Origin of the sequence: Saccharothrix tamanrassetensis, from assembly GCF_014203665.1 — a bacterium.
In the GTDB taxonomy this organism is placed as follows: Bacteria; Actinomycetota; Actinomycetes; order Mycobacteriales; family Pseudonocardiaceae; genus Actinosynnema; species Actinosynnema tamanrassetense.
The window spans coordinates 1-21,142 of sequence record NZ_JACHJN010000006.1; the positions used below are offsets into that span (position 1 = coordinate 1).

A 21,142-nucleotide genomic window follows, 5' to 3' on the forward strand; every position below is an offset into this window, starting at 1 on the left:
CCGAACCCGGTAGTTAAGCCTTCCAGCGCCGATGGTACTGCACTCGTGAGGGTGTGGGAGAGTAGGACGCCGCCGAACATTCCTTCCCTCAGGGGCACCCGTTATCTCGGGTGCCCCTGAGGGCTTTCTGCGTTACGGTGCCGTCCGTGGCAGACGTGGCGAGGCACCACGACGTGGCCGGCTTCTGGGCCGTGGCCGGCGACTTCTTCACCGCGGACCCGGTGTTCCACACCGTCCCGGTGGCGGCTGTGCACCGGCGGCTCAACAACCCGCAGCCGACCGATGAAGCACTCGTGCTCCTCACGGTGGTGGAGAACGGTGAGGTCGTCGCGGCGGCTGTGCGAACCCCACCGTGGGCTCTCGCGGTGAGCGGTGTTCCGGTGGAATGGGTCGACGCGGTCGTCGAGGGTTTGTCGGACGTCGACCTGCCGGGGGTAAACGGGCCGCGCGAATCGGCTGAGGCGTTCGCCCTGGCCTGGACGGCCCGTCACGGGGGCAGCGCGAGGGAAGCCACGTCGTTGCGCCTGTACCGGCTGGGAGAACTGGTCCCGCCGACCGACGTGCCCGGCCGGGCGCGGGTGGCCACCGAGGACGACGCCGAGCTGCTCGTCCGCTGGTACATGGAGTTCGTGGACGAGTCGACGCCCTACGACTCCGACGAGGAGCTGGCCAACACCTTCGTCCGGGGCAGCCTGGCCGCCGGGTCAGGTCACCTGCTGTGGCTGGAAGGCGACCGGCCGGTCGCGTGGGCGGGCGCCGGTCGACCGGCCGCCGGCATGTCCCGCATCGGCCCCGTCTACACGCCGGAGGAGCACCGCCGCCACGGCTACGGCGCGGCGGTGACCTCGGCGTGTGCCCGGTGGGCGTCGGACGCCGGTGCGGAGCACGTGGTGCTGTTCACCGACCTGGCCAACCCGACGTCGAACTCGATCTACCAGCGGATCGGGTTCCGCCCGGTGTGCGACGCGGCGGAGTTCGTCTTCACTCCACCCGCGCCGGCACCACGCTGAGCAGGTCGCCCGGCTGGCAGTCGAGAGCCGTGCACAGGGCGACCAGGGTGCTGAAACGGATGGCCCTCGCCCGGCCGTTCTTGAGGATCGACAGGTTCACCACTGTCACGCCGACCCGTTCGGACAGCTCGGTCAACGTCATCCCGCGCTCGGCCAACAGCCGGTCTAGGTGCACCTGGACGCTCACACCGTTCCTTCGAGCTCCTCGCGCATCGAAGCGCTGGTCCGCATGATCGCCCCCAACGACAGCATGCCCAACCCGGTGACGACCGCCCAAGCCGGGAGGTGCCACTCGGAGACGAACACCATGGGGTCCAGGTCCAGGGTGACCGAGTCGAGCAGCAGCACCGTCCTGGCCACCGCTTCGACCAGTGTCGTCACCGGGAGGGCGATCAGCAGGTACACCCCGAACCGGGTGAGCCGCTGCGCGGTGTCGACGGTGTGGATGCCCTCCTTGGCGGCCTTCTCCAGCAGCAGCATCAGCAGCAGGAACGTACCCGCGTAGGCGAAGGCGGACGGCGCGGACTCCAGGATGCCGAGCAGCCGGTCGCCGATCGTCGGCTCCGGGATGCAGACCTGCACCACCTCCGGGTAGGCGGTGACGGTGTCGCGGTAGAGCGGCGAGCCGTCCACGCTCGGGCTCGGTGCGCTGTCGGCCTTGAAGCAGACCGATCCCTGGACCGTGTAGACAGCCCGGAGCACCGCACCGCCCGCGACCAGGACAGCGGTGATCGACCACAGGAACCGGACCAGGCTGGTCAACGGCTGCAACGGGTTCTTCATACCGTCGTCGCCAGTCCGGCCCGCATCCCCGCGGCGGACACGAACGCGGCCACCACGCCCAGCAGCGGTTGTAACGGGCTCCCACTCCGACCTGACATGGTTCCCCCCATATCGTTTATCGATGTTATCGAGAAACGATACCTCCGAGCACGTTCCGCGTCACGGGTCCGTTCCGGGCCGCCGACGAGAACACCAGCGACGTGGTGGTGTCCCCGTACCTCTGCGCGTGCTCGACGAACTCCTCCAACTCCACCATCGACCGGCACACGACGCGCAGCAGCCAGCAGTCGTCGCCGGTCACGTGGTCGGCGTCGAGCACCTGCGCCAGGGTCACCATCCGCTCCCGGAACCGGGGCGTGTCCAGGCTGCGCACCCGGACCCGGACGATCGCCTCGATCGGCAGCCCGAGCCGCTGCGGCGACACGACCGCCGTGTACCCGGTGATGACACCGGCCTGTTCCAGCCGCCGCACCCGCTCGGTCGTCGCGGGCGCGGACAGCGAGACCCGCCTGGCCAACTCGGTGAACGTCATCCGCCCGTCCTGCTGGAGCAGGTCCAGCAGCTTCCAGTCCAGGTCGTCCAGTTCCACCGTGGAATCGTAGGCACAGGCCGCCGCAGACCTGGACTTCTCCATGTCCCGGGAACCGCAGGGCAAGCAGGATTCAGACCATGACGAACACGCTGCGCTTCCCGCCCGCCGACCCCGCGACCGCCGCCGCGTTCTTCGCCGCCGAGCTGTCCTTCGAAGCCGACCCGGACGACGTCGTGCGCGACCTGGAGGCGGGCGACACCGCGGGATTCCGACTGGTCGAGACCCGCAGCGCGGAGGCGTTCGCGCGGGCGCACATCCCCGGCGCGATCAACCTGCCGCACTGGGAGATGGACGAGACGACCACCGCCGACTGGAACCGCGACCTGGTCTACGTCTGCTACTGCGAGAGCCCCGAGTGCAACGCCGCCACGAAGGGCGCGGCCACGCTCGCGCGGCTCGGGTTCCGGGTGAAGCGGCTGGCCGGCGGCATCCGGGCCTGGGCGGCCGCGGGCTACCCGGTGGAGGGCGACGGGCTGCACGGAATCGCTTGCTCCTGCTGATCTACCCTCGGCCGGGTGACGCGTCTGCTCGTGCTGCAACCCGACGACAACGACCCGGTCGCCCGCCTCGGCGACTGGCTGACCGGTGCCGGGGCGGTGCTCGACGTGGTGAAGCCGCACGAGCAGCCGCTCCCCACCACGCTGGACGGCTACCAGGGGGTGGTCTGCCTGGGCGGCGCGATGGGCGCGCTGGACGACGTGGACCACCCCTGGCTCGCCGACGTGCGAAAACTGCTGTCGCACGCGGTCTCCAAGCGCGTACCGACGCTGGCGATCTGCCTGGGGGCGCAACTCCTCGCGGCGGCCACCGGCGGGCAGGTCCGGCGTAGTCCGAAGGGGCCGGAGGTGGGCGTGCTGCTGGTCGCCAAGCGGGACGCGGCGGGCAACGACCCGCTGTTCGGCGAGCTGCCGTGGACGCCGGACGTGCTCCAGTTCCACGAGGACGAGATCGCGCTGCTGCCGCCGACGGCCGAGCTGCTCGCCTCCTCCCCGAAGTACCCGAACCAGGCGTTCCGGGTCGGCGACAACGCCTACGGGGTGCAGTTCCACATCGAGACGACCCCGGAGATCGTGCTGGGCTGGGCGCGGGGTGCGCCGGAGGCCGCCGCGTGCACGCGGCCCGGTCAGCTCGACCCGGACAACCTGGCGCGGGGCCACGAGGACATCCGCGAGGTGTGGCAGCCGTTCGCCGAGCGGTTCGTCCGGTTCGCCGGCGGTGAGCTGTCCCGGCAGAGGAACCTGCCCCTGGTGTGACGAACCTCCGCCGAGGTGAGTGTTCATCGGTCGGACAGGTAGCGTTCATCCACGACTGTGTCGGTTCAGCCGGAGGAATCAGCGTGGATGCCTCGCTCCTCGTCATCATCGTGGTCGCCACGGCGTTGGCGTTCGATTTCACCAACGGCTTCCACGACACGGCCAACTCGATGGCCACGTCGATCGCCACCGGGGCGCTGAAGCCGCGCACGGCCGTCGCGTTCTCGGCGGTGCTGAACCTGGTCGGCGCGCTGCTGTCGGTGGAGGTGGCCAAGACCATCTCGGGCGGCATCGTGGACGACGCCCGCATCACGCCCGCCGTGGTGTTCGGCGGCCTGGTCGGGGCGATCGTGTGGAACCTGGTCACCTGGTACGTGGGTCTGCCGTCGAGTTCGTCGCACGCCCTGTTCGGCGGGCTCATCGGCGCCACCTGGATCGCGTCCGGCGCGGACGCGGTGCACTTCGCCAAGGTCGTGGACAAGGTCGTGGTGCCGTCGATCGCCGCGCCGCTGGTCGCCGGGATCGTGGCGCTGCTGGCCACGTTCCTGACCTACCGGCTCACCCGCCGGACCCGCGAGTCCGTCTCGCACAAGGGCTTCAAGGCCGGTCAGGTGGCGTCCGCCGCGCTGATGTCGCTGGCGCACGGCACCAACGACGCGCAGAAGACGATGGGCATCATCACGCTCACGCTGATCACCGCCGGGATGCTCCAGCCCGGTGCCGCGCCGCCGATGTGGGTCGTCCTGAGCGCCGCGGTCGCCATCGCGCTGGGCACCTACCTGGGCGGCTGGCGCATCACGCACACCCTCGGCAAGGGCCTGACCACGATCGAGGCCCCGCAGGGCTTCGCGGCGCAGACCAGCGCGGCGACCGTGATCATGGCGTCCTCGCACCTGGGCTTCGCGCTGTCCACCACGCACGTCGCGTCCGGCGGGATCATGGGCTCCGGCCTGGGGCGGCAGCGCGACGGCGTGCGGTGGGGCGTGGCCGGGCGGATGGCGCTGGCCTGGCTGCTCACCCTGCCCGCCGCCGGGATCGTGGGTGCGCTGGCGGGCAGGGTCGCGTCCACCGGCACGGTCGGCGTGGTGGTCGTGGCGGCGGTGGCCGTGGCGGTGTCGCTGGGCATCTGGCTGCTGTCCCGGCGCGAGCCGGTGCGGCCGGAGCACGTGGTGGACGAGATCGCGGCGCAGGCCGAGACGCACAAGGTGGCGGTATGAAGGTCGACTGGGCGGCACTGGGCACCGTGTTCGGGGTGAGCCTGACCGTGGTGCTGGGGCTGGTGGTGCTGTTCTCGGCGGGGCTGCGCGCGCTGTCGGCACGGGAGGACGCACGGGAACGCGGCGCTTCGGTAGCCCTGCCCACCACCGCGGCGACCGCCTGTCTCGTGGCGTGCGTGACCGTGGTGTTGTTCGGGATCTACTTGATCGTGGCGCGCTGAGGCTCCTCCTCCCGGATTCCCGGACTACGGTGTTCGTCGATGACCGATCCAGCCCGCACCCCGACGTCCCCCGCTCGGTTCGGCCTGACCGAGGCGCGCAGCGGCGAACACCTGCGCGCGGCCGGGTGGTGGGCGGACCGCAGACCGGCGGAGGGCAGGGAGTCGGTCCTGTGGGCGCTGTCGCGCAGCCCCGACCCCGATCTCGCGCTGCTCGGCGTCGACCGGCTGCGCATCGCGCTCGGTGACGGGTGGTCAGGGCTGGACGAGGCGCTGTGCGCCAACGATGTGCTGCGCGGCCGGCTGTTGGCCGTGCTCGGGTCGTCCACCGCGCTGTCGGACTTCCTGGTCGCCAACCCCGACCGGTGGCACGGGCTGGCCGATGTCGAGCCGGTGTCGCCGGAGGTGTTCGCGCCGACCCTGGTCGCCGCCGTGCAGGGCCTGACCGGCGCGGCCGCGGTGCGGGCGTTGCGGCTGGAGTACCGGGCGCTGCTGTGCCGGATCGCCGCCGAGGACCTGGCGCACGTCGCCGAGCCCGACGCGCGGCACGTGGGCTACGACGACGTGGCCGGGCTGCTGTCCGACCTGGCGGTGGCGGCGCTGCGGGCCGCGCTGGACGTGGCGTCGCGGGAGGTGCCGCGGGCCGACGAATGCACGCTGGCCGTGATCGCGATGGGCAAGTGCGGCGCGCGGGAGCTGAACTACGTCAGCGACGTGGACGTGGTGTTCGTCGGCGAGGGCGACCTCGGGGTGGCGACCCGGCTGGCCAGCACGACGATGCAGGTCGCGGGCAAGGCGTGCTTCGAGGTGGACGCGGCGCTGCGGCCGGAGGGCAAGGCGGGCGCGCTGGTCCGGACGCTGGACGGGCACGCGTCGTACTACCAGCGGTGGGCGCGGACCTGGGAGTTCCAGGCGCTGCTCAAGGCCCGGCCGGTGGCGGGCGACGCCGAGCTGGGGCAGCGGTACCTGGAGGTGGTCCGGCCGCTGGTGTGGACCGCCGCCGAGCGGGAGAACTTCGTGCCCGACGTGCAGGCCATGCGCCGGCGCGTGGAGGACCACGTGCCGGTGGGGCTGGCCGACCGGGAGCTCAAGCTGGGGCGCGGCGGACTGCGGGACGTCGAGTTCGCCGTCCAGCTGCTGCAACTCGTGCACGGCCGAGGTGACGAGGAGCTGCGCATCACGACCACGACGGCCGCGTTGGCGGCGCTGGGTCGTGGCGGGTACGTGGGGCGCACGGACGCCGCCGACTTCGGTCGCGCGTACCGGTTCCTGCGCACGCTGGAGCACCGGTTGCAGTTGCAGCGGCTGCTGCGCACCCACCTGTTCCCGGCCGACGACGACTTCGCGGGGCTCCGCTGGCTCGCCCGCGCGGCGGGGTTGCAGGCCGAGGGCGGGCTGTCCGAGGCCCAGGTCCTGCTCGCCGAGTTCCGCAAGCGCGCCAACCAGGTGCGGCGGCTGCACGAGAAGCTGTTCTACCGGCCCTTGTTGCAGGCCGTGGCGAACGTGCCGACCGAGGCGCTGCGGCTGACCACGGCCGAGGCCGCCGCCCGGCTGGCCGCGCTGGGGTACGCCGCGCCGGACGGGGCGCTCAAGCACATCGAGGCGTTGACGCGCGGGGTGTCCCGGCGGGCGCGCATCCAGACCGCGTTGCTGCCCGTGCTGCTCGACCTGTTCGCCACCACGCCCGACCCCGACGGCGGGCTGCTGGCGTACCGGCGGGTGTCCGAGGCGTTGGCCGAAACGCCCTGGTACCTGCGGCTGCTGCGGGACGAGGGCACGGTCGTGGACCGGCTCGCCGCGCTGCTGGGCACCTCGAAGTTCGTGCCGGACCTGCTGGTGCGGGCGCCCGAGGTGCTGCGGCTGCTGGCCGACACGTCCGCGCTGGTCGGACGCGACCCGATGGCCATCGGCAACCCGCTGCGCAGCACCGTGTCCCGGTACAACGACCTGGAACGCGCGGTCACCGCCGCCCGGTCGCTGCGCCGCCAGGAGCTGCTGCGGGTGGCGTCGGCGGACCTGCTGGGCCTGGTGCCGCTGCGGACCGTGTGCGTGTCGCTGTCCGAGGTGTGGGTGGCGGTGTTGCAGGCCGCGCTGGACGCCGTGGTGCGCAACGCCGGCGAGCGGCTCGCGTCCATCGCGGTCATCGGCATGGGCCGGCTCGGCGGGCGTGAGCTGGGGTACTCGTCGGACGCGGACGTGATGTTCGTGTGCGAGGCCGTGCCGGGGGTGAGCGACTCCGACGCACTCCGGTACGCCAGTGCCGTCGTGGAGAAGGTCCGCGGGCTGCTCAGCGCGCCCAGCCAGGACCCGGCGCTGCAGGTCGACGCCGACCTGCGGCCGGAGGGTCGGCAGGGGCCGTTGGTGCGGACGTTCGAGTCCTACCGGGCGTACTACGCGCAGTGGTCCCAGCTGTGGGAGGCGCAGGCGCTGCTGCGGGCCCGGTTCATCGCCGGCGACAGCGACCTCGGCGCGCGGTTCATCGACCTGGTGGAACCGGTGCGGTACCCGGCGGACGGGCTGGACGCGGCGTCCGTGCGGGAGATCCGGCGGATCAAGGCCCGCGTGGAGGCCGAACGGCTGCCGCGCGGCGCCGACCCGTCCACGCACACCAAGCTGGGGCGCGGCGGGCTGGCGGACGTGGAGTGGACGGTCCAGTTGCTGCAGTTGCAGCACGCGTCCGAGGTGGCGACCCTGCGCACACCGTCGACCGTGCGCGGGCTGCGCGCGGCGGCCGACGCGGGACTGGTGTCGCGGGACGACGCGTCCGCGCTGATGGAGTCCTGGGTGATGGCGACACGGGCGCGCAACGCGATCGTGCTGGTGCGCGGCAAGCCCGGCGACCAACTGCCCACCACGGGGCGTGACCTGGCGGCCGTGGCCGAGGTGATGGGGCACCCGCGCGACCCCGGCGAGTTCCTCGACTCCTACCGGCGCACCACGCGGCGGGCACGGGCGGTGATCGAGCGAGTCTTCTACGGCTCGTGAACACTGGGGTGCGTGAAGGCGATTGCACAGAGCGAGTTCGGTGACGTCGACGTGCTGCGGTTGCGGGACCTGCCCGATCCCCGGATCAACGCCGACCAGGTGCTGGTGGAGGTGCGGGCCGCCGGCGTGAACCCGGTGGACCGGCTGGTGCGGATGGGCTACGCGAAGGACCGGCTGCCGCACCACTTCCCGCTCATCCCCGGCTGGGACGTGGCGGGCGTGGTGCGGGAGGTCGGGCCGGCCGTCGAGGGGTTCCAGCCCGGTGACGAGGTGTTCGGCTACCAGCGCAAGGACCACGTGCAGCACGGGACCTACGCGGAGCTGATCGCCGCCACCGAGAGAGGGCTGGCGCACAAGCCGTCATCGTTGTCGTTCGCGGAGGCCGGGGGGCTGGCGTTGACCGGGCTGACCGCTCTCCAGGCGTTGCGCGCGGTGCGGGTGTCGTCCGGCGACACGGTGCTCGTGCACGCCGCCGCCGGTGGCGTGGGGCACTTGGCCGTGCAGGTGGCCCGCATCCTGGGTGCGTCCCGCGTGATCGGCACGGCGTCCCGGCGCAACCACGAGTTCCTGCGCGGGCTCGGCGTCGAGCCGGTGGCGTACGGGGACGCGCTGGTGGACAACGTGGCCGAACTGGTCGGCGGTGACGGGCTGGTGGACGTGGCGTTCGACTGCGTCGGCGGTGCGGCGCTGAACGACTCGCCCGCGCTGGTCCGCGACCCGTCCCGGATCGTCTCCATTGTGGACACCAACGTGCTGGGGCTGGGCGGCCGGTACGCCTACGCCAAGCCCGTGCGGGCCGATCTGGACTGGCTGGCGTCCCACGCCGGCTCGGGTGAGCTGAAGGTCGTGGTGCAGCAGACGTTCCCGCTGGCCGAGGCGGCTGAGGCGCACCGGCTGCTGGAGGGCAGGCACGTGCGCGGCAAGATCGTGCTGACGGTGTGAGGGTCGAGGGGCCTCCCGGCGGAGGCCCCTCCGATCGGTCCTCTGCTCAGTCCTCGTCGACCGTGGGGACCGAGGTGTACAGCTCCACGACCCACTCCTCGACCAGGGTGTCGTCGGACTCCTCGTCCGGCACGAGCCGGTTGGACACCTTGACACCGAGGCCGAGCACGTCGGCGGCGGCGATCGCCTCGATGGCCTCGGCAGCGGAGTCGAAGATGTTGGTGGACAGCACCTGCGCGGTGTTTTCGACGTCATCAGACACGGCGCGACCCTAACCGCCCGCCACGATGGTGGGACGGGCAGGCCCCACGTCGTGAACCCGCTGTCCGCGCGTGTGCACGCAGGGTGGAACAGGGGTCCGAATAGGACCGCGCGCATTGACTATCGGTATCGGCTGTGCCGAGACTGGCGGGGCTCAAGGGGGAATTCCCGTTCGCACGCGTGCGCCCGGACGAAGGACGTCATGGCCGACGATCACCACCGCAGGAAGAACAACACCGCGCTGAAGATCAGACTCGTCGTGCTCGGCGTGCTGGTGCTGCTGGGTGTGGTCCAGGCGGCGACGACAGGCACCGTGGGCATCGGCGCACTCAGCGTCACGTTCCGTTCCAGCGCCCCCACGACGACCACCACGACCACCGCCGCTTCGTCCGGCGGCGGCCTGGACGGCGCACTCGGCACGACGACCGGGGAAACCCCGACCACCAGTGCGGAGAGCAAGGTCGGCGTCGGTTCGTGGAAGCAGTCGCGGGGGCTGCTGACCGTCGAGGTGAACCGGGTGGAGAACGCCGCCGGGCGGCTGCGGGTGCACGTGACGGCCATCAACGCCAGCACGTCGAAAATGGACCTTCCCCTGGCTTCCGTGACCGGTCAGGACGACACCAGGCGCGACTACGGCGCTTCGTTGTCCACCAGCAAGTGGCCGGCGGGCATCGCGAAGAACGCGAGCATCTCGGGGTACGTGGAACTGGACCAGAAGGCCCCGGCAGCGGCGACCAGGTTCACGCTGACGTTCTCCGGCATCATCGGCCAACTCGCCCCCACCGGTGGTGCGGTGTCGGTGGCGGACATCCCGATCCCGAGGTAACGCGTAGTACCCGGCCCGCGACTCCATGGATAGGCCATGTGAATCGCGGGAGGTGGACGATGGCGGACAAGAGCCAACGGGAGAGGGATCCCGAACTCGTCCCGGAGTTGGACCACACCAAACCGGAAACGGTCACCACGGCGCAGCGTCCTCACGAGACGCCCGATGACCCGGGAGGCGGTCCGTACGGTCCTGTGCTGCCGGGAGGCGGTTCGTACGGTTCTGCGACGCCGGAAGGCGGTCCGTTCGGGGCCACCCCCGGGCCCCTCGAGTACCTCGACTCGGAACCGGTGGAACCGCCCCGGACCGGTGGTGACACGGACTGATGGTGCCGCAGACCCTGGGCACCCTGCTGTCGTTCCTCGCCCTGGTCGCGCCCGGCATCGTCTTCGAGCTGCTGCGGGAACGCCGACGAGCGGGTCGCAAGGAGTCGGCGTTCCGCGAGGCGGCCCGGGTCGCCCTCGGCAGCCTGGTCTTCACCACGGCGTCGTGCCTGCTGGTGCTGGGTCTGCTGGCGGTGCTGCGCCTGCTGTTCGGGATCGACCCGCTGGACGTCGCTAGGCTCGCGACCGACGGCGGCGCGCACGCGAAGTCCAGGTTCTGGCCGATCGTCGGCACCGCGTTCGCCGTGCTGCTGGTGGCCTGCACCTTGGCGGTGCTGCTGGACCACCTGCTGGCCCGCCGGCGCCGCGAGGTCGTGGCCGTGCGACAACAGACCGCCTGGCACCTGGTGTTCCGCACCGACCGCCCCGACCAGTCGGTGCCCTGGGTGCACGTGCACCTGGTGGACGGCACGTCGTTCTTCGGCTTCCTGCGCTCCCACACCGCTTCCGGCATTCCCGAGGAACGCGAGATCGTGCTGGAAGGCGCCGACCTGACGTACATCGGCACACCCCTGCGAGGCGGCGACACCCCCGAGCACAAACTGATCGGCGACCGCTGGTCCCGGATCGTGATCCCCGCCAACCAGATCAAATACCTCCGCATCCAGTACCGCTCGCTCGCCACCGACGAACGCGTACCGGCCCGCGAACGCCCTCGCGTCCTCGAAGCGCAGCCGTAGACCAAAGGCCCGGCATCCCTGGGGGACGCCGGGCCTTTCAGGCTTCGAGCGGGATCACACGTCGTAGTACAGGGCGAACTCGTACGGGTTCGGGCGGAGGCGGAGGGGGTTGATCTCCTCTTCGCGCTTGAACGAGATCCAGGTGTCGATGACGTCCGGGGTGAAGACGCCGCCTTCCAGCAGGAACTCGTGGTCCGCTTCCAGGTTGTCCAGGACGGCGTCCAGGGTGGCCGGGACCTGCTTGACGTTCAGGGCCTCCTCGGGCGGCAGCTCGTAGAGGTCCTTGTCGATCGGGGCCGGCGGCTCGATCTTGTTCTTCACGCCGTCCAGACCCGCCATCACCATCGCCGAGAAGGCCAGGTACGGGTTGCCCGACGAGTCGGGGCAGCGGAACTCGATGCGCTTGGCCTTCGGGTTGTTGCCGGTGATCGGGATCCGGACGCACGCCGAGCGGTTGCGCTGGCTGTAGACCAGGCTCACCGGGGCCTCGTAGCCGGGCACCAGGCGGTGGTAGGAGTTCACCGTCGGGTTGGTGAACGCCAGCAGCGACGGCGCGTGGTGCAGGATGCCGCCGATGTAGTGGCGCGCGCTGTCGGACAGGCCGGCGTAGCCGGACTCGTCGTGGAACAGCGGCACGCCGTCCTTCCACAGCGACTGGTGGGTGTGCATGCCCGAGCCGTTGTCGCCGAACAGCGGCTTCGGCATGAACGTGACGGTCTTGCCCGCCTGCCACGCGGTGTTCTTGATGATGTACTTGAACAGCATCAGGTCGTCCGCCGCGTGCAGCAGCGTGTTGAACCTGTAGTTGATCTCGGCCTGGCCGCCGGTGCCGACCTCGTGGTGCGCGCGCTCGACCGTGAAGCCGTTGGCCTCCATGTTGAGGACCATCTTGTCGCGCAGGTCGGCGTAGTGGTCGGTCGGCGTGACCGGGAAGTAGCCGCCCTTGTACTTGACCTTGTAGCCGCGGTTGCCGCCCTCTTCCTCGCGGCCGGAGTTCCACCAGCCGGAGATGGCGTCGATCTCGTGGAACGAGGCGTTCGGGGTGGTGTCGAAGCGGATCGAGTCGAAGATGTAGAACTCCGCCTCGGCGCCGAAGTACGCGGTGTCCGCGATGCCCGACTCGGTGATGTACTGCTCGGCCTTGCGCGCGATGTTGCGCGGGTCGCGGCTGTACGCCTCACGCGTGAACGGGTCGTGCACGAAGAAGTTGACGATCAGCGTCTTCTCGATGCGGAACGGGTCGACGCGCGCCGTGTACAGGTCGGGCAGCAGCAGCATGTCCGACTCGTGGATCGACTGGAAGCCGCGCACCGACGAGCCGTCGAACGCGAGGCCCTCGGCGATGGCGTCCGCGTCGAACGCCGAGGCCGGGAGCGTGAAGTGCTGCATCACACCGGGCAGGTCGCTGAACCGGACGTCGATGAACTTCACGCCCTCGTCGGAGATGAACTTCAGGACCTCGTCGGGATTCTTGAACACCCTCGTCGACTCCTTCACTGCGGTGGGGGGCGTGGTTGTACGCCGCGGTTGCGCGCGGCCTGCCATCGTCGGCGACGCTAAGACCGTGGTGTTGCCCAGCAATCACCCTCATGTTTCGCCAGTGTTAACGGGCCTCCCGGGGCGGGCAACCGGACCTCCCGATCCTCACTCACCGAGCACGGCCTTACTCTGGTGGGGTGAGCAAGTGGACCGGTTCGTGGCTGTCAGGACCCCGCTCGGCACTGGAGCCGGGCGCCGACTCCGGTGACGGCACGGCCCAGCAGTGGAAGGGCGAACGCCTCGGTCTGCCGCGGACCGGCCCGGGTTCGGTCGCGTCCACGGGGCGGCGGGCGTTCGCGATCCTGGTCGACTTCGCGCTGGCGATGGGTGTGGCGAGCGTCTTCAGCTACCCCGAACTGCCGCGCAACTGGAGCTTGCTGGCCTGGTTCTCGATCACCGTGATCGCGGTCGGGTTCTTCGGCTTCACGCCTGGTCACGCGGTCTTCGGCCTGCGTGTGGCGCGTTTGGACGGGGCAGGGTTGGTGGGTGTCGGACGGGCGGCGCTGCGCACGCTGCTGATCTTCCCGGTGATCCCGGCCGTGGTGTGGGACGCGGACGGGCGCGGGCTGCACGACAAGGCGGCCGGCACCGTGGTCATCCGCGTCCGCTGACCTGAGCGACCTGTGACCTGGACCTGAGCGACCTGTGTGACCCGTGTGACCTGCGGAAAGCAGCGCTGCTGCGGTGCCGGACCGTCGTGGCGTGGCCTCCGGCCCCCGAGTCCATGGTCCCACGGGGTGCCGACAGCTCCGGCGCGTCCACAGGTGGGCTGTGGATGGTTGCCCAGCCCTGTGGACAGCTGCCGGAGTGCGTGCCGTTACGTGTGCCGGAGTGTGCCGCTGCCCGACTCGGGCTTGTCTGAGTCGGGGCTTGGCTGGTGGGAGTCGGGGGCTTGTGGCGTGGGGTCAGCGGCGGCGCATGGCTCGTTGGATGTTGCGCATCTTCGCGCCCTGGGGGAGCGGGCCCTTGGGCATGGCGGCGCCTCGGCTGGCGAGGGCTGCCAGGCGGTTCTCCAGGGTGTCCACCTGGGCGGTGGAGATGTTGCGCGGGAGCTTCATGAGGTGGCTCTGGAGCTTGCGCAGGGCGACCTGGCCCTCTTCGCTGCCGACGATGACGTCGTAGATCGGGGTTTCGCCGATCACCCGGGCCACGCGCTTCTTCTCCTGCGCGAGCAGGCCCTTCACGCGGTGCGGGGCACCCTCGGCGACCAGGACGACGCCCGGCCGGCCGATCACGCGGTGGACCATGTCGCCGCTGGTCGTGCCGGCCACGGCCTGGGTCACGCGCCAGCGGCCTCGCAGGTTGTCCAGCGCCCAGCCCGCCGCGCCGGGTTGACCGTCGGCCTTGGCGTAGACGTTGCGCTGCACCCGCCGGCCGAAGACGATCACCGCCAGGAGCGCGCCCACCGCGATGCCCAGCGGTAGCAGGACCCACTGCATGTCCCAGATCAGACCCAGCAGGAACGCCGCCGCCGTCGCGCCCAACACGCACGCCAGCATCAGGGGCACCAGCGCCTTGTCCTCGCGGCGCTGCACCTTGAACGCCTCGAAGATCTGCCCGCGCCGCGCCTTCGAAGCCGCGCGCCGCGCCTTCGCCGCTTCCTTGGCGGCGGCCTTGTCCTGCTTTCCAACCATACCCGTCAGGATACGGCGCGCCGTCTCGCCCCATCACAGCGCTGTCCGTGTGCAATGCGAGGATGCAGCGCATGGACGCGCTGCTGGAGGGACTCGACCCGGAACAGCGTGCCGCGGTGGAGGCTCCGCGCGGTCCGGTCTGCGTGCTCGCGGGTGCGGGCACCGGCAAGACCCGGACGATCACCCATCGCATCGCCTACCTGGTGCAACGGGGTCATGTCGCGGCCGGGCAGGTCCTCGCCGTGACGTTCACGGCGCGTGCCGCCGGGGAGATGCGCACCCGGTTGCGGGCCCTGGGCGTGCAGGGTGCGCAGGCCCGGACGTTCCACGCCGCGTCGTTGCGGCAGCTCCGGTACTTCTGGCCGCGGGTCGTGGGCGGGCCGCAGTGGGACCTCATCGACCGCAACAAGCTGCGGTTCGTGGCGCAGGCCGCCAACCGGGTCGGGCTGTCCACCGAGTCCGACTCGCTGCGCGACCTCGCCGGTGAGATCGAGTGGGCCAAGGCGTCGTTGATCGCGCCGGACGACTACCCGGTGGCCGCCGGGCGGGCGCAGCGGGACACGCCGGCACCCGCTGAGCAGGTCGTTCAGGTCTACCGGACGTACGAGCAGCTCAAGAACGAGGCGCAGCTGCTCGACTTCGACGACCTCCTGTTGCACACCGCCGCCGCGTTGGAGGAGCACACCGACGTCGCCGAGGAGTTCCGCGACCGGTACCGGTGTTTCGTGGTGGACGAGTACCAGGACGTCACGCCGTTGCAGCAACGAGTGCTGGACGCGTGGCTGGGCACGCGGGACGACCTGACCGTGGTCGGCGACGCGAACCAGACCATCTACTCGTTCGCGGGCGCCTCGCCGCGCCCGCTGCTGGACTTCCCGCGCCGGTTCCCCGAGGCCGCCGTGGTGCGGCTGGAACGCGACTACCGGTCGACGCCGCAGGTCGTGGGGCTGGCCAACGAGGTGATCAAGTGGGCGCGCGGACGTCCCGCCGGCTCGCGGCTGCGGCTGATCGGGCAGCGGCCGGAAGGACCGGAGCCCCGGTTCACCGAGTTCGACGACGAGTCGGCCGAGGCCGCCGCGGTCGCGCAGCGGGTCAAGGCGCTGCTCGACGACGGCGTGCCGGCCAGCGAGATCGCCATCCTGTACCGGGTCAACGCGCAGTCCGAGATCTTCGAGCAGGCGCTGGCCGAGCTGGGCATCCCGTACCAGGTGCGCGGCGGCGAGCGCTTCTTCCAGCGGGCCGAGGTGCGGCAGGCGATGGTCGCGCTGCGCTCCGCGGCGTCGCACGAGCCGTCCGGCGAGCTGCCGAAGGTCGTGCGCGAGGTGCTGACGGGGATCGGGCTGACCGACGAGCCGCCCGCCGGCGGTGCCGCGCGGGAGAAGTGGGAGTCGCTGCTCGCCCTGGTAGAGCTGGCCGAGGAACTGGTGGCCGCGGTCGAGGGCGCGGACCTGCCCAAGTTCGTCGCCGAGCTGGAGATGCGCGCCGAGGCGCAGCACCCGCCGACCGTGGAGGGCGTCACGCTGGCGTCCCTGCACGCGGCGAAGGGCCTGGAGTGGGACGCGGTGTTCCTGGTCGGCCTGGTCGAGGGGACCGTGCCGATCGTGCACGCCGACGGCGACGAGGCGGCGATCGAGGAAGAACGCCGGCTGCTGTACGTCGGGGTGACCCGTGCCCGTGAACACCTGTGGCTGTCGTGGGCGCTGGCCCGTGCCGTGGGCGGTCGTCGGTACCGCCGGCGGAGCCGGTTCCTCTACGGGCTGATCCCGGAGGACCACCCGGCGTCGCGGACCGCGAAACGGGAGCCGGCGCAGCGCAAGTCCAAGCCGCTGTGCCGGGTGTGCGGGTCGGCGCTGACCGACGCGCGGGCGGTGAAGCTCAGCCGGTGCGGCAGCTGTCCGTCCGACGTCGACGAAGAGCTGCTGAACAGGCTGAGGGCGTGGCGGGCGGGCCGCGCGCGGGAGCTGAAGGTGCCCGCGTACGTGGTGTTCACCGACGCGACCCTGGTCGCCATCGCCGAGCAGCGCCCCGAGGACATCCCCGGCCTGGTCGCCATCGCCGGCATCGGCGCGGCCAAGCTGGACCGCTACGCGGCCGACGTACTGGCCCTTGTGCAGGGCAAACGCTGAATTTTCACACGATCGACAGGTATTTGGAAAAACCGGTTGCATCGTCCCCGGACCGGGTCATAACCTGCTGAGGCCGGGCGCGAAGCGCCCGCTGGGGATTGAGTAAGAGCGTTGCTTCGAGACTAGCTGCCCGAGGAGGTGACCGGTGTGAACACTTTCATGTGCTTCGAGACGCGCGGTCACCTGACCTGGGCCACCGCTGTGTCCGGCAATGCTCGTGTCGCGGGGGAGAAGTCTGCCCGCGATCGCCACGCCTCGAAGCGGGGCGGCGAGCTTGTTCAGGTTATCCAGGTGCAGGCCGTGTATGCGCCGACCGTTGTCCCGACTCAGCACGTTGCGCCGTCCGCGCAGGAGCGAAGTACCTGACAGACCTGTCAGGACACTGAGGCTCACAAAGGCCGCGGACCCGTAACCGGATCCGCGGCCTTTGTGTTTGCTCGACCCGTTTTAGCAGGACAAACCCCATCGCAAGACCTGTGACAGGAGTCCACGAGATGTTGACCGCGACTGTTCCGATAGCCGGGACGTTGCCCACCGAGCCGGAGCTCTCCGGAGCCGGAGTCGCCAACCTGATCGACACCGCGCCCGACGCCGGCTTGGAGCTTCCTTGCCGTACCAACAACCCTGACCTGTGGTTCGCCGACGCTCCGGCCGAGCTGGAGCAGGCCAAGAAGTTCTGCGTCACCTGCCCGGTGATCGCCGAGTGCCTGGCGGGCGCGCTCGCCCGGCACGAGCCCTGGGGGGTCTGGGGCGGCGAGATCTTCGAGCGCGGAGCCGTGATCGCGCGGAAGCGTCCCCGTGGACGCCCGCGCAAGGACGCAGCACCCGTTGTCGCAACACCTGTTGTTCCCGCGGCACCCGCCGCGACCGTTGTCCGGGGGGCTAACGACCAGGAGGCCGCCGCGTGACCACGTACCGAACCACCAGCGACGAAGCAGTGATCATCGAACTCGACCCGCGAGGTAACCCCATGTTGCTCGAAGAAAATCTGGCCAGATCCCGAATGCACGACGCAGAGGTATTCGCCCGAAGGCAACGGATGGCCCACCGCCTCGTCGTCGCCCGCAGGTGGCGCCGGTTGGCCGGTTGGGCCGAGCGCAGGGCTCGACTGAAGGCCCGCGCGCTCTGAGTCCGGGGCCTGAGCCGGCCCCGGGTGCCCGAGCACCCGGCGGCTGACCCAGGCCCACGTGCCCGGACGCTGTGAGACCGGCCCGCCCTCCCGATTCGACGGGAGGGCGGGCCGACTCGTCGGTACGGTCTGTCGTGTGGCCGCTCACACTCACGACGGAATCGACTGGACGACCCGCCTGACCGCGCTGCGGCGGGCCGACGAACTCGACGCCGAGGCCGAGCGCGTGATCGCGCGCAGACTCGTCCGCCCACTGCCGGACAAGCCGACCGTGGTCGACGTCGGCTCCGGGGCGGGCGGCATGAGCGTCGCCCTGGTGGAGGCGCTGGCCGCGCGCGGCGGCGGCACGATCGTCCTGGTCGACGCCGTGCCGGAACTGCTCGACGCCGCCACGACCGCAGCCCGCGCCGCCGCCGCGTACGAGGCGGACACCACCACCCCGTCCGTCCACGTGCGGCCGGTGCTCGCCGACCTGGCCACCGAACGCCCGGCCGACATCGCCGGTCCCGCCCACCTGGTGTGGGCCGCCCGGGTCGTCCACCACCTGCCCGACCAGCGGCAAGGCGTGGCAGGCCTGGTCGACGCGCTGGCTCCCGGCGGGTGGCTGGCCTTGGCCGAGGGCGGTCTGGACATGAAGTTCCTGCCCTGGGACATCGGCGTGGGCGAACCCGGCCTCCAGGAACGACTCGCCTACGTGCGCGCCGAGTGGTTCGTGCGGATGCGCGAGTCGATGACCGGCGCCGTTCCGCTCCCGGTCGGCTGGAACATCGTGCTGGGCGAGACCGGCCTGCTCGACGTCACCGCGTTCAGCTACCTCGTCGACCACCCCGCGCCCGCCAAGCAGGCCGTGCGCGACTGGGCCGTCGAGCGCTTGCAGTGGCTGGCCGACGTTGCCGGCGACCACCTGCACCCCGCCGACCGACGCACCGTGGCACGCCTGCTCGACCCGCAGGACTCCGCGTACCTCGGGCTGAGGGACGACGTGTTCCTGCTGTCCGCCGGAACCGTGCACTTGGGACGCAAGCCATGACCGCGCAGGTACCGCAAGCCACGACCAGGCAGGTTCGGCTAGCGGTGACCGCGATGGTTCAGCAAGCCATGACCAAGAAGGTTCAGCAAGCCATGACAGGCAGGTGGGGCGAGCCGTGACCACGCAGGTTCGGCAAGCGGTGGCTACGGAGGTACGGCCTGTCGTGACCGCGTATGTGAGGTGCCAGGCGTGACCGAGGCCTGCGCGCGCTGCGGCAGAACTCGCGAGTCGGTCACCGATCCGGCCCAGCTTCTGACCTGGGTGCGGGAACGGGAGAACGGCACCGACCGCTGGCTGTGCCACGAGTGCGCGCGGGCTCATGTGCGCGACATCGAGGGCAAGCTGCCTGCTGAGTACTGGTGAGGTTGCTCCTGACGGGACTCCTTTCGCATTGTGTGGTGGCGCATCGTGCGGTGGGCGGGCGCGTGTCACCGCGACCGGCGCGCGGGTTGTCAGGTGAAGGCGGCTCGGTGGTCCCGGGCCAGTCGGCGCAGCGTTGTGCGCGGTGTGCCGGAACCTCGTTGGCCTCCCGCGTCGAGTTCGCGCAGCAGGGTCGTGACGCTGACCCCACCTGTCCGCAGCACGGTCGTGATCATGGTCTGCTGGCGGTGGGGATGGGGCTCGTGGCGGGCGGCGTCCAGCACGGCTCGGGCGGGCGGGGCCAGGGGCAGGCCGTCCTTGAGCACCGGTTTCGGCAGGCGGGTGGTGCGTTCCAGGCGCAGGCGGTCGTTGCCGGTCTTGCGGTGCGTGGCGGGTTGCAGGACGTGGATCAGCGGCGGCAGGGGTAGGTCTGCGAAGCCCAGCTCGCGCAGGGCGTCGATGCCGGTCAGCACCGCTTCCGGGCCGGCGTAGGCGAGGGCTGCCCGGACGCGTTGCGCCCTGGTCGGGGGCTTGGCGCTGAGCAGCAGGACACCCGGCAGGATGCGCTGCCACGGGCCGCCCGGACGGCAGCGCAGGTCGATCACGTAGCGGGGCACGCCCGCGGCTTTCAGGTCGGCGGTCTTGATCACTGCGGTCTTGATCGCTGCGGCGTCGATCACGGCCGTGGTGGTCGCTGCCGTGCTGGTCATCGCGGTGGTGGTCGCTGCGGTGTCGATCAGTGGGGTCATGCAGTGATCTTCGGCCGGTGCGGGGTGGGGCGCGAGGGGCGATCCGGGATCTGTGGACAACTTTCGGGGCTGTGGACAACTCGGGCGTCGGGCCGATCAGTCGTCGAAGCCCGGCTGCCAGCGGGCGACGATGGCACGGGCCGGGACGTTCGCGTCCAGTTGGCACAGGATGCCGGTCGCGCCCAGCGTCACCCGGTGGATCAGCAGGTACTGCGGCGGCAGGTTCAGCGAGCGGCCGGTCTGCGAGTCGGGGCTGCGCAGGTCGCCGACCCGCTCCGCCTGCTTCTGCAGCCACTTCCGGCTGAAGTGGAACGTCTCCGTGCGCAGTGGTTCGACGAACGGGCCCAGGTAGTTGAGCACGTCCTCCTCCTGCAGCTCCGTGCCCGGCCGGATGAAGTGCTCCGAGCGCAGCAGGTCGACCAGGTCCCGCGAGCGCCCGTCCAGCGCCAGCCTCGTCATCAGGCCCAACGTCCGCGGCAGGCCCTCCGGCAGCCGCGCGACCGCCCCGAAGTCCAGCACCCGCAGCCGGCCGTCGTCGCCCAGCATGAAGTTGCCCGGGTGCGGGTCGGCGTGCAGCAGCCCCGACCGGCTCGGTGCGGAGAAGTGGAACTCCGACAGCAGCCGCCCCGCCAGGTCGCGCTCCTCGCGTTCGCCCGAACGGATGATCTTGGACAGCGGTGTGCCGTCCGTCCACTCGGTCACCATGACCTTCGGCGAACTGGCCACCACGCGCGGCACGAGGACGTGCTCGTCACCCTCGAACGCCTTCGCGAACACCCGCTGGTTGCCCGCCTCGGTCCGGTAGTCCAGCTCCTCCAGGTACCGGTCCCGCAGCTCCTCCAGCAGCGGCTTCACCTCGGTGCCGGGCATCATCGCCTGCAGCAGCCTGCTGAACCGCAGCAGCTGCTTCAGGTCCGCCTGCAACGCCTCGTCCGCGCCCGGGTACTGCACCTTCACCGCCACGTCCCGGCCGTCGTGCCACACCGCGCGGTGCACCTGGCCGATGGACGCCGACGCCGCCGGGGCGTCGTCGAACGAGGTGAAGCGCTTGACCCACCCCGACCCGAGCTGTTCGGCGAGCACCCGGTGCGTGGTGCGGGCGGGCATCGGCGGCGCGGCCGTCTGGAGCTTGGTCAACGCCTCCCGGTACGGCTCGGCCAGCTCGTCCGGCACCGCCGCCTCGAACACGCTCAGGGCCTGCCCGAACTTCATGGCACCGCCCTTGAGCTGCCCCAGCACCGCGAAGACCTGCTCCGCGGTCTTCGCCGACACCTCGGCGCTGACCTCCTCGGAGCTGCGGCCGGCGAGCCGTTTCCCCCAACCGCCCACCACCCGGCCGGCCACCCCGATGGGCAGGCTGGCCAGCTTGGCGGTGCGCTGCACGGCCTTGCGCGGGATTTCACTCACCCGAAGATTCTCCCCCCG

General features: G+C 71.0%; 24 protein-coding genes and 1 rRNA gene. 17 read left to right on the forward strand and 8 right to left on the reverse strand.

The window, feature by feature from the left end; genetic code table 11:
- A 5S ribosomal RNA gene (gene rrf / locus FHS29_RS38635) occupies positions 1–78 on the forward strand; the annotation flags it as partial.
- 68 nt (positions 79–146) lie between these two features.
- Complete coding sequence (locus FHS29_RS38190; RefSeq protein WP_221456329.1) at positions 147–1,010, forward strand: GNAT family N-acetyltransferase; 864 nt, start codon at positions 147–149, stop codon at positions 1,008–1,010.
- Here the strand turns inward: FHS29_RS38190 and FHS29_RS19470 are convergent.
- From FHS29_RS19470 to FHS29_RS19480, 3 genes are all read right to left on the reverse strand, one after another.
- Entirely contained in the window at positions 982–1,197 is a 216-nt protein-coding gene (locus FHS29_RS19470) for a helix-turn-helix domain-containing protein (protein ID WP_184692409.1), read from the reverse strand. The two genes, FHS29_RS38190 and FHS29_RS19470, sit on opposite strands and share 29 nt — an antisense overlap.
- Positions 1,194–1,793, reverse strand: coding sequence for a DUF2975 domain-containing protein (locus tag FHS29_RS19475; protein ID WP_184692411.1), 600 nt, complete (start codon positions 1,791–1,793; stop codon positions 1,194–1,196). The genes FHS29_RS19470 and FHS29_RS19475 overlap by 4 nt, the downstream gene beginning before the upstream one ends.
- Before the next feature lie 124 nt (positions 1,794–1,917).
- The gene (locus FHS29_RS19480; RefSeq protein WP_184692413.1) at positions 1,918–2,382 is read right to left on the reverse strand and encodes an Lrp/AsnC family transcriptional regulator; all 465 of its coding nucleotides are present in this window, start codon (positions 2,380–2,382) and stop codon (positions 1,918–1,920) included.
- 80 nt (positions 2,383–2,462) lie between these two features.
- Between FHS29_RS19480 and FHS29_RS19485 the strand changes: the two genes are divergently transcribed.
- The 6 genes from FHS29_RS19485 (at position 2,463) to FHS29_RS19510 (ending at position 9,000) form a co-directional block, all read left to right on the forward strand.
- Positions 2,463–2,885, forward strand: a complete 423-nt coding sequence (locus FHS29_RS19485; RefSeq protein WP_184692415.1) for a rhodanese-like domain-containing protein — start codon at positions 2,463–2,465, stop codon at positions 2,883–2,885.
- A gap of 15 nt (positions 2,886–2,900) precedes the next feature.
- The gene (locus tag FHS29_RS19490) at positions 2,901–3,638 is read left to right on the forward strand and encodes a type 1 glutamine amidotransferase (protein WP_312864997.1); all 738 of its coding nucleotides are present in this window, start codon (positions 2,901–2,903) and stop codon (positions 3,636–3,638) included.
- 83 nt (positions 3,639–3,721) lie between these two features.
- Positions 3,722–4,855, forward strand: a complete 1,134-nt coding sequence (locus FHS29_RS19495; RefSeq protein WP_184692417.1) for an inorganic phosphate transporter — start codon at positions 3,722–3,724, stop codon at positions 4,853–4,855.
- Entirely contained in the window at positions 4,852–5,076 is a 225-nt protein-coding gene (locus tag FHS29_RS19500) for a hypothetical protein (protein ID WP_184692419.1), read from the forward strand. The genes FHS29_RS19495 and FHS29_RS19500 overlap by 4 nt, the downstream gene beginning before the upstream one ends.
- A gap of 39 nt (positions 5,077–5,115) precedes the next feature.
- Positions 5,116–8,058, forward strand: a complete 2,943-nt coding sequence (locus FHS29_RS19505; protein ID WP_184692421.1) for a bifunctional [glutamine synthetase] adenylyltransferase/[glutamine synthetase]-adenylyl-L-tyrosine phosphorylase — start codon at positions 5,116–5,118, stop codon at positions 8,056–8,058.
- A 12-nt stretch (positions 8,059–8,070) separates the two neighbouring features.
- On the forward strand, positions 8,071–9,000 hold the full coding sequence (locus FHS29_RS19510; RefSeq protein ID WP_184692423.1) for an NADP-dependent oxidoreductase: 930 nt from the start codon (positions 8,071–8,073) through the stop codon (positions 8,998–9,000).
- 46 nt (positions 9,001–9,046) lie between these two features.
- On the opposite strand, the gene FHS29_RS19515 is transcribed toward FHS29_RS19510, so the two are convergent.
- Positions 9,047–9,262, reverse strand: coding sequence for a hypothetical protein (locus tag FHS29_RS19515; protein WP_184692425.1), 216 nt, complete (start codon positions 9,260–9,262; stop codon positions 9,047–9,049).
- 201 nt (positions 9,263–9,463) lie between these two features.
- On the opposite strand from FHS29_RS19515, the gene FHS29_RS19520 reads away from it, so the two are divergent.
- Both FHS29_RS19520 and FHS29_RS19525 read left to right on the forward strand, forming a co-directional pair.
- Positions 9,464–10,087, forward strand: a complete 624-nt coding sequence (locus tag FHS29_RS19520; protein WP_184692427.1) for a hypothetical protein — start codon at positions 9,464–9,466, stop codon at positions 10,085–10,087.
- A gap of 325 nt (positions 10,088–10,412) precedes the next feature.
- Positions 10,413–11,150, forward strand: a complete 738-nt coding sequence (locus FHS29_RS19525) for a DUF6338 family protein (protein WP_184692429.1) — start codon at positions 10,413–10,415, stop codon at positions 11,148–11,150.
- 54 nt (positions 11,151–11,204) lie between these two features.
- On the opposite strand, the gene glnA is transcribed toward FHS29_RS19525, so the two are convergent.
- Positions 11,205–12,629: a type I glutamate--ammonia ligase gene (glnA, locus tag FHS29_RS19530; protein WP_184692431.1), complete on the reverse strand. Its 1,425-nt coding sequence runs from the start codon at positions 12,627–12,629 to the stop codon at positions 11,205–11,207.
- A 197-nt stretch (positions 12,630–12,826) separates the two neighbouring features.
- Here glnA and FHS29_RS19535 point away from each other — a divergent pair, with 197 nt between their 5' ends.
- Positions 12,827–13,300, forward strand: a complete 474-nt coding sequence (locus FHS29_RS19535; protein ID WP_184692433.1) for an RDD family protein — start codon at positions 12,827–12,829, stop codon at positions 13,298–13,300.
- 294 nt (positions 13,301–13,594) lie between these two features.
- On the opposite strand, the gene FHS29_RS19540 is transcribed toward FHS29_RS19535, so the two are convergent.
- Positions 13,595–14,323 (reverse strand): DUF4191 domain-containing protein, encoded by a 729-nt coding sequence (locus tag FHS29_RS19540; RefSeq protein ID WP_184692435.1) that lies wholly within the window; start codon positions 14,321–14,323, stop codon positions 13,595–13,597.
- A gap of 71 nt (positions 14,324–14,394) precedes the next feature.
- On the opposite strand from FHS29_RS19540, the gene FHS29_RS19545 reads away from it, so the two are divergent.
- The 6 genes from FHS29_RS19545 to FHS29_RS19570 all read left to right on the forward strand — a co-directional run bounded on the left by FHS29_RS19545 (position 14,395) and on the right by FHS29_RS19570 (position 18,971).
- On the forward strand, positions 14,395–16,449 hold the full coding sequence (locus FHS29_RS19545) for an ATP-dependent DNA helicase UvrD2 (RefSeq protein ID WP_281391657.1): 2,055 nt from the start codon (positions 14,395–14,397) through the stop codon (positions 16,447–16,449).
- A 147-nt stretch (positions 16,450–16,596) separates the two neighbouring features.
- A complete protein-coding gene (locus FHS29_RS19550) occupies positions 16,597–16,815 on the forward strand; it encodes a hypothetical protein (RefSeq protein ID WP_184692439.1) in 219 nt (72 codons plus the stop codon).
- A 128-nt stretch (positions 16,816–16,943) separates the two neighbouring features.
- Positions 16,944–17,357 (forward strand): WhiB family transcriptional regulator, encoded by a 414-nt coding sequence (locus FHS29_RS19555; RefSeq protein WP_184692440.1) that lies wholly within the window; start codon positions 16,944–16,946, stop codon positions 17,355–17,357.
- Positions 17,354–17,578, forward strand: coding sequence for a putative WhiB-interacting protein (locus FHS29_RS19560; RefSeq protein WP_184692442.1), 225 nt, complete (start codon positions 17,354–17,356; stop codon positions 17,576–17,578). The genes FHS29_RS19555 and FHS29_RS19560 overlap by 4 nt, the downstream gene beginning before the upstream one ends.
- Before the next feature lie 136 nt (positions 17,579–17,714).
- Complete coding sequence (locus FHS29_RS19565) at positions 17,715–18,608, forward strand: class I SAM-dependent methyltransferase (RefSeq protein ID WP_184692447.1); 894 nt, start codon at positions 17,715–17,717, stop codon at positions 18,606–18,608.
- Positions 18,609–18,797: 189 nt separating this feature from the next.
- Positions 18,798–18,971 (forward strand): hypothetical protein, encoded by a 174-nt coding sequence (locus FHS29_RS19570; protein WP_184692449.1) that lies wholly within the window; start codon positions 18,798–18,800, stop codon positions 18,969–18,971.
- Positions 18,972–19,060: 89 nt separating this feature from the next.
- Here FHS29_RS19570 and FHS29_RS19575 read toward each other — a convergent pair whose 3' ends face one another.
- Positions 19,061–19,717 carry a hypothetical protein gene (locus tag FHS29_RS19575; protein WP_246440608.1) on the reverse strand — a complete coding sequence of 219 codons (657 nt, stop codon included), beginning with the start codon at positions 19,715–19,717 and terminating at the stop codon, positions 19,061–19,063.
- 96 nt (positions 19,718–19,813) lie between these two features.
- Positions 19,814–21,124, reverse strand: coding sequence for an ABC1 kinase family protein (locus tag FHS29_RS19580; RefSeq protein ID WP_184692451.1), 1,311 nt, complete (start codon positions 21,122–21,124; stop codon positions 19,814–19,816).
- Between the last annotated feature and the right edge of the window lie 18 nt (positions 21,125–21,142).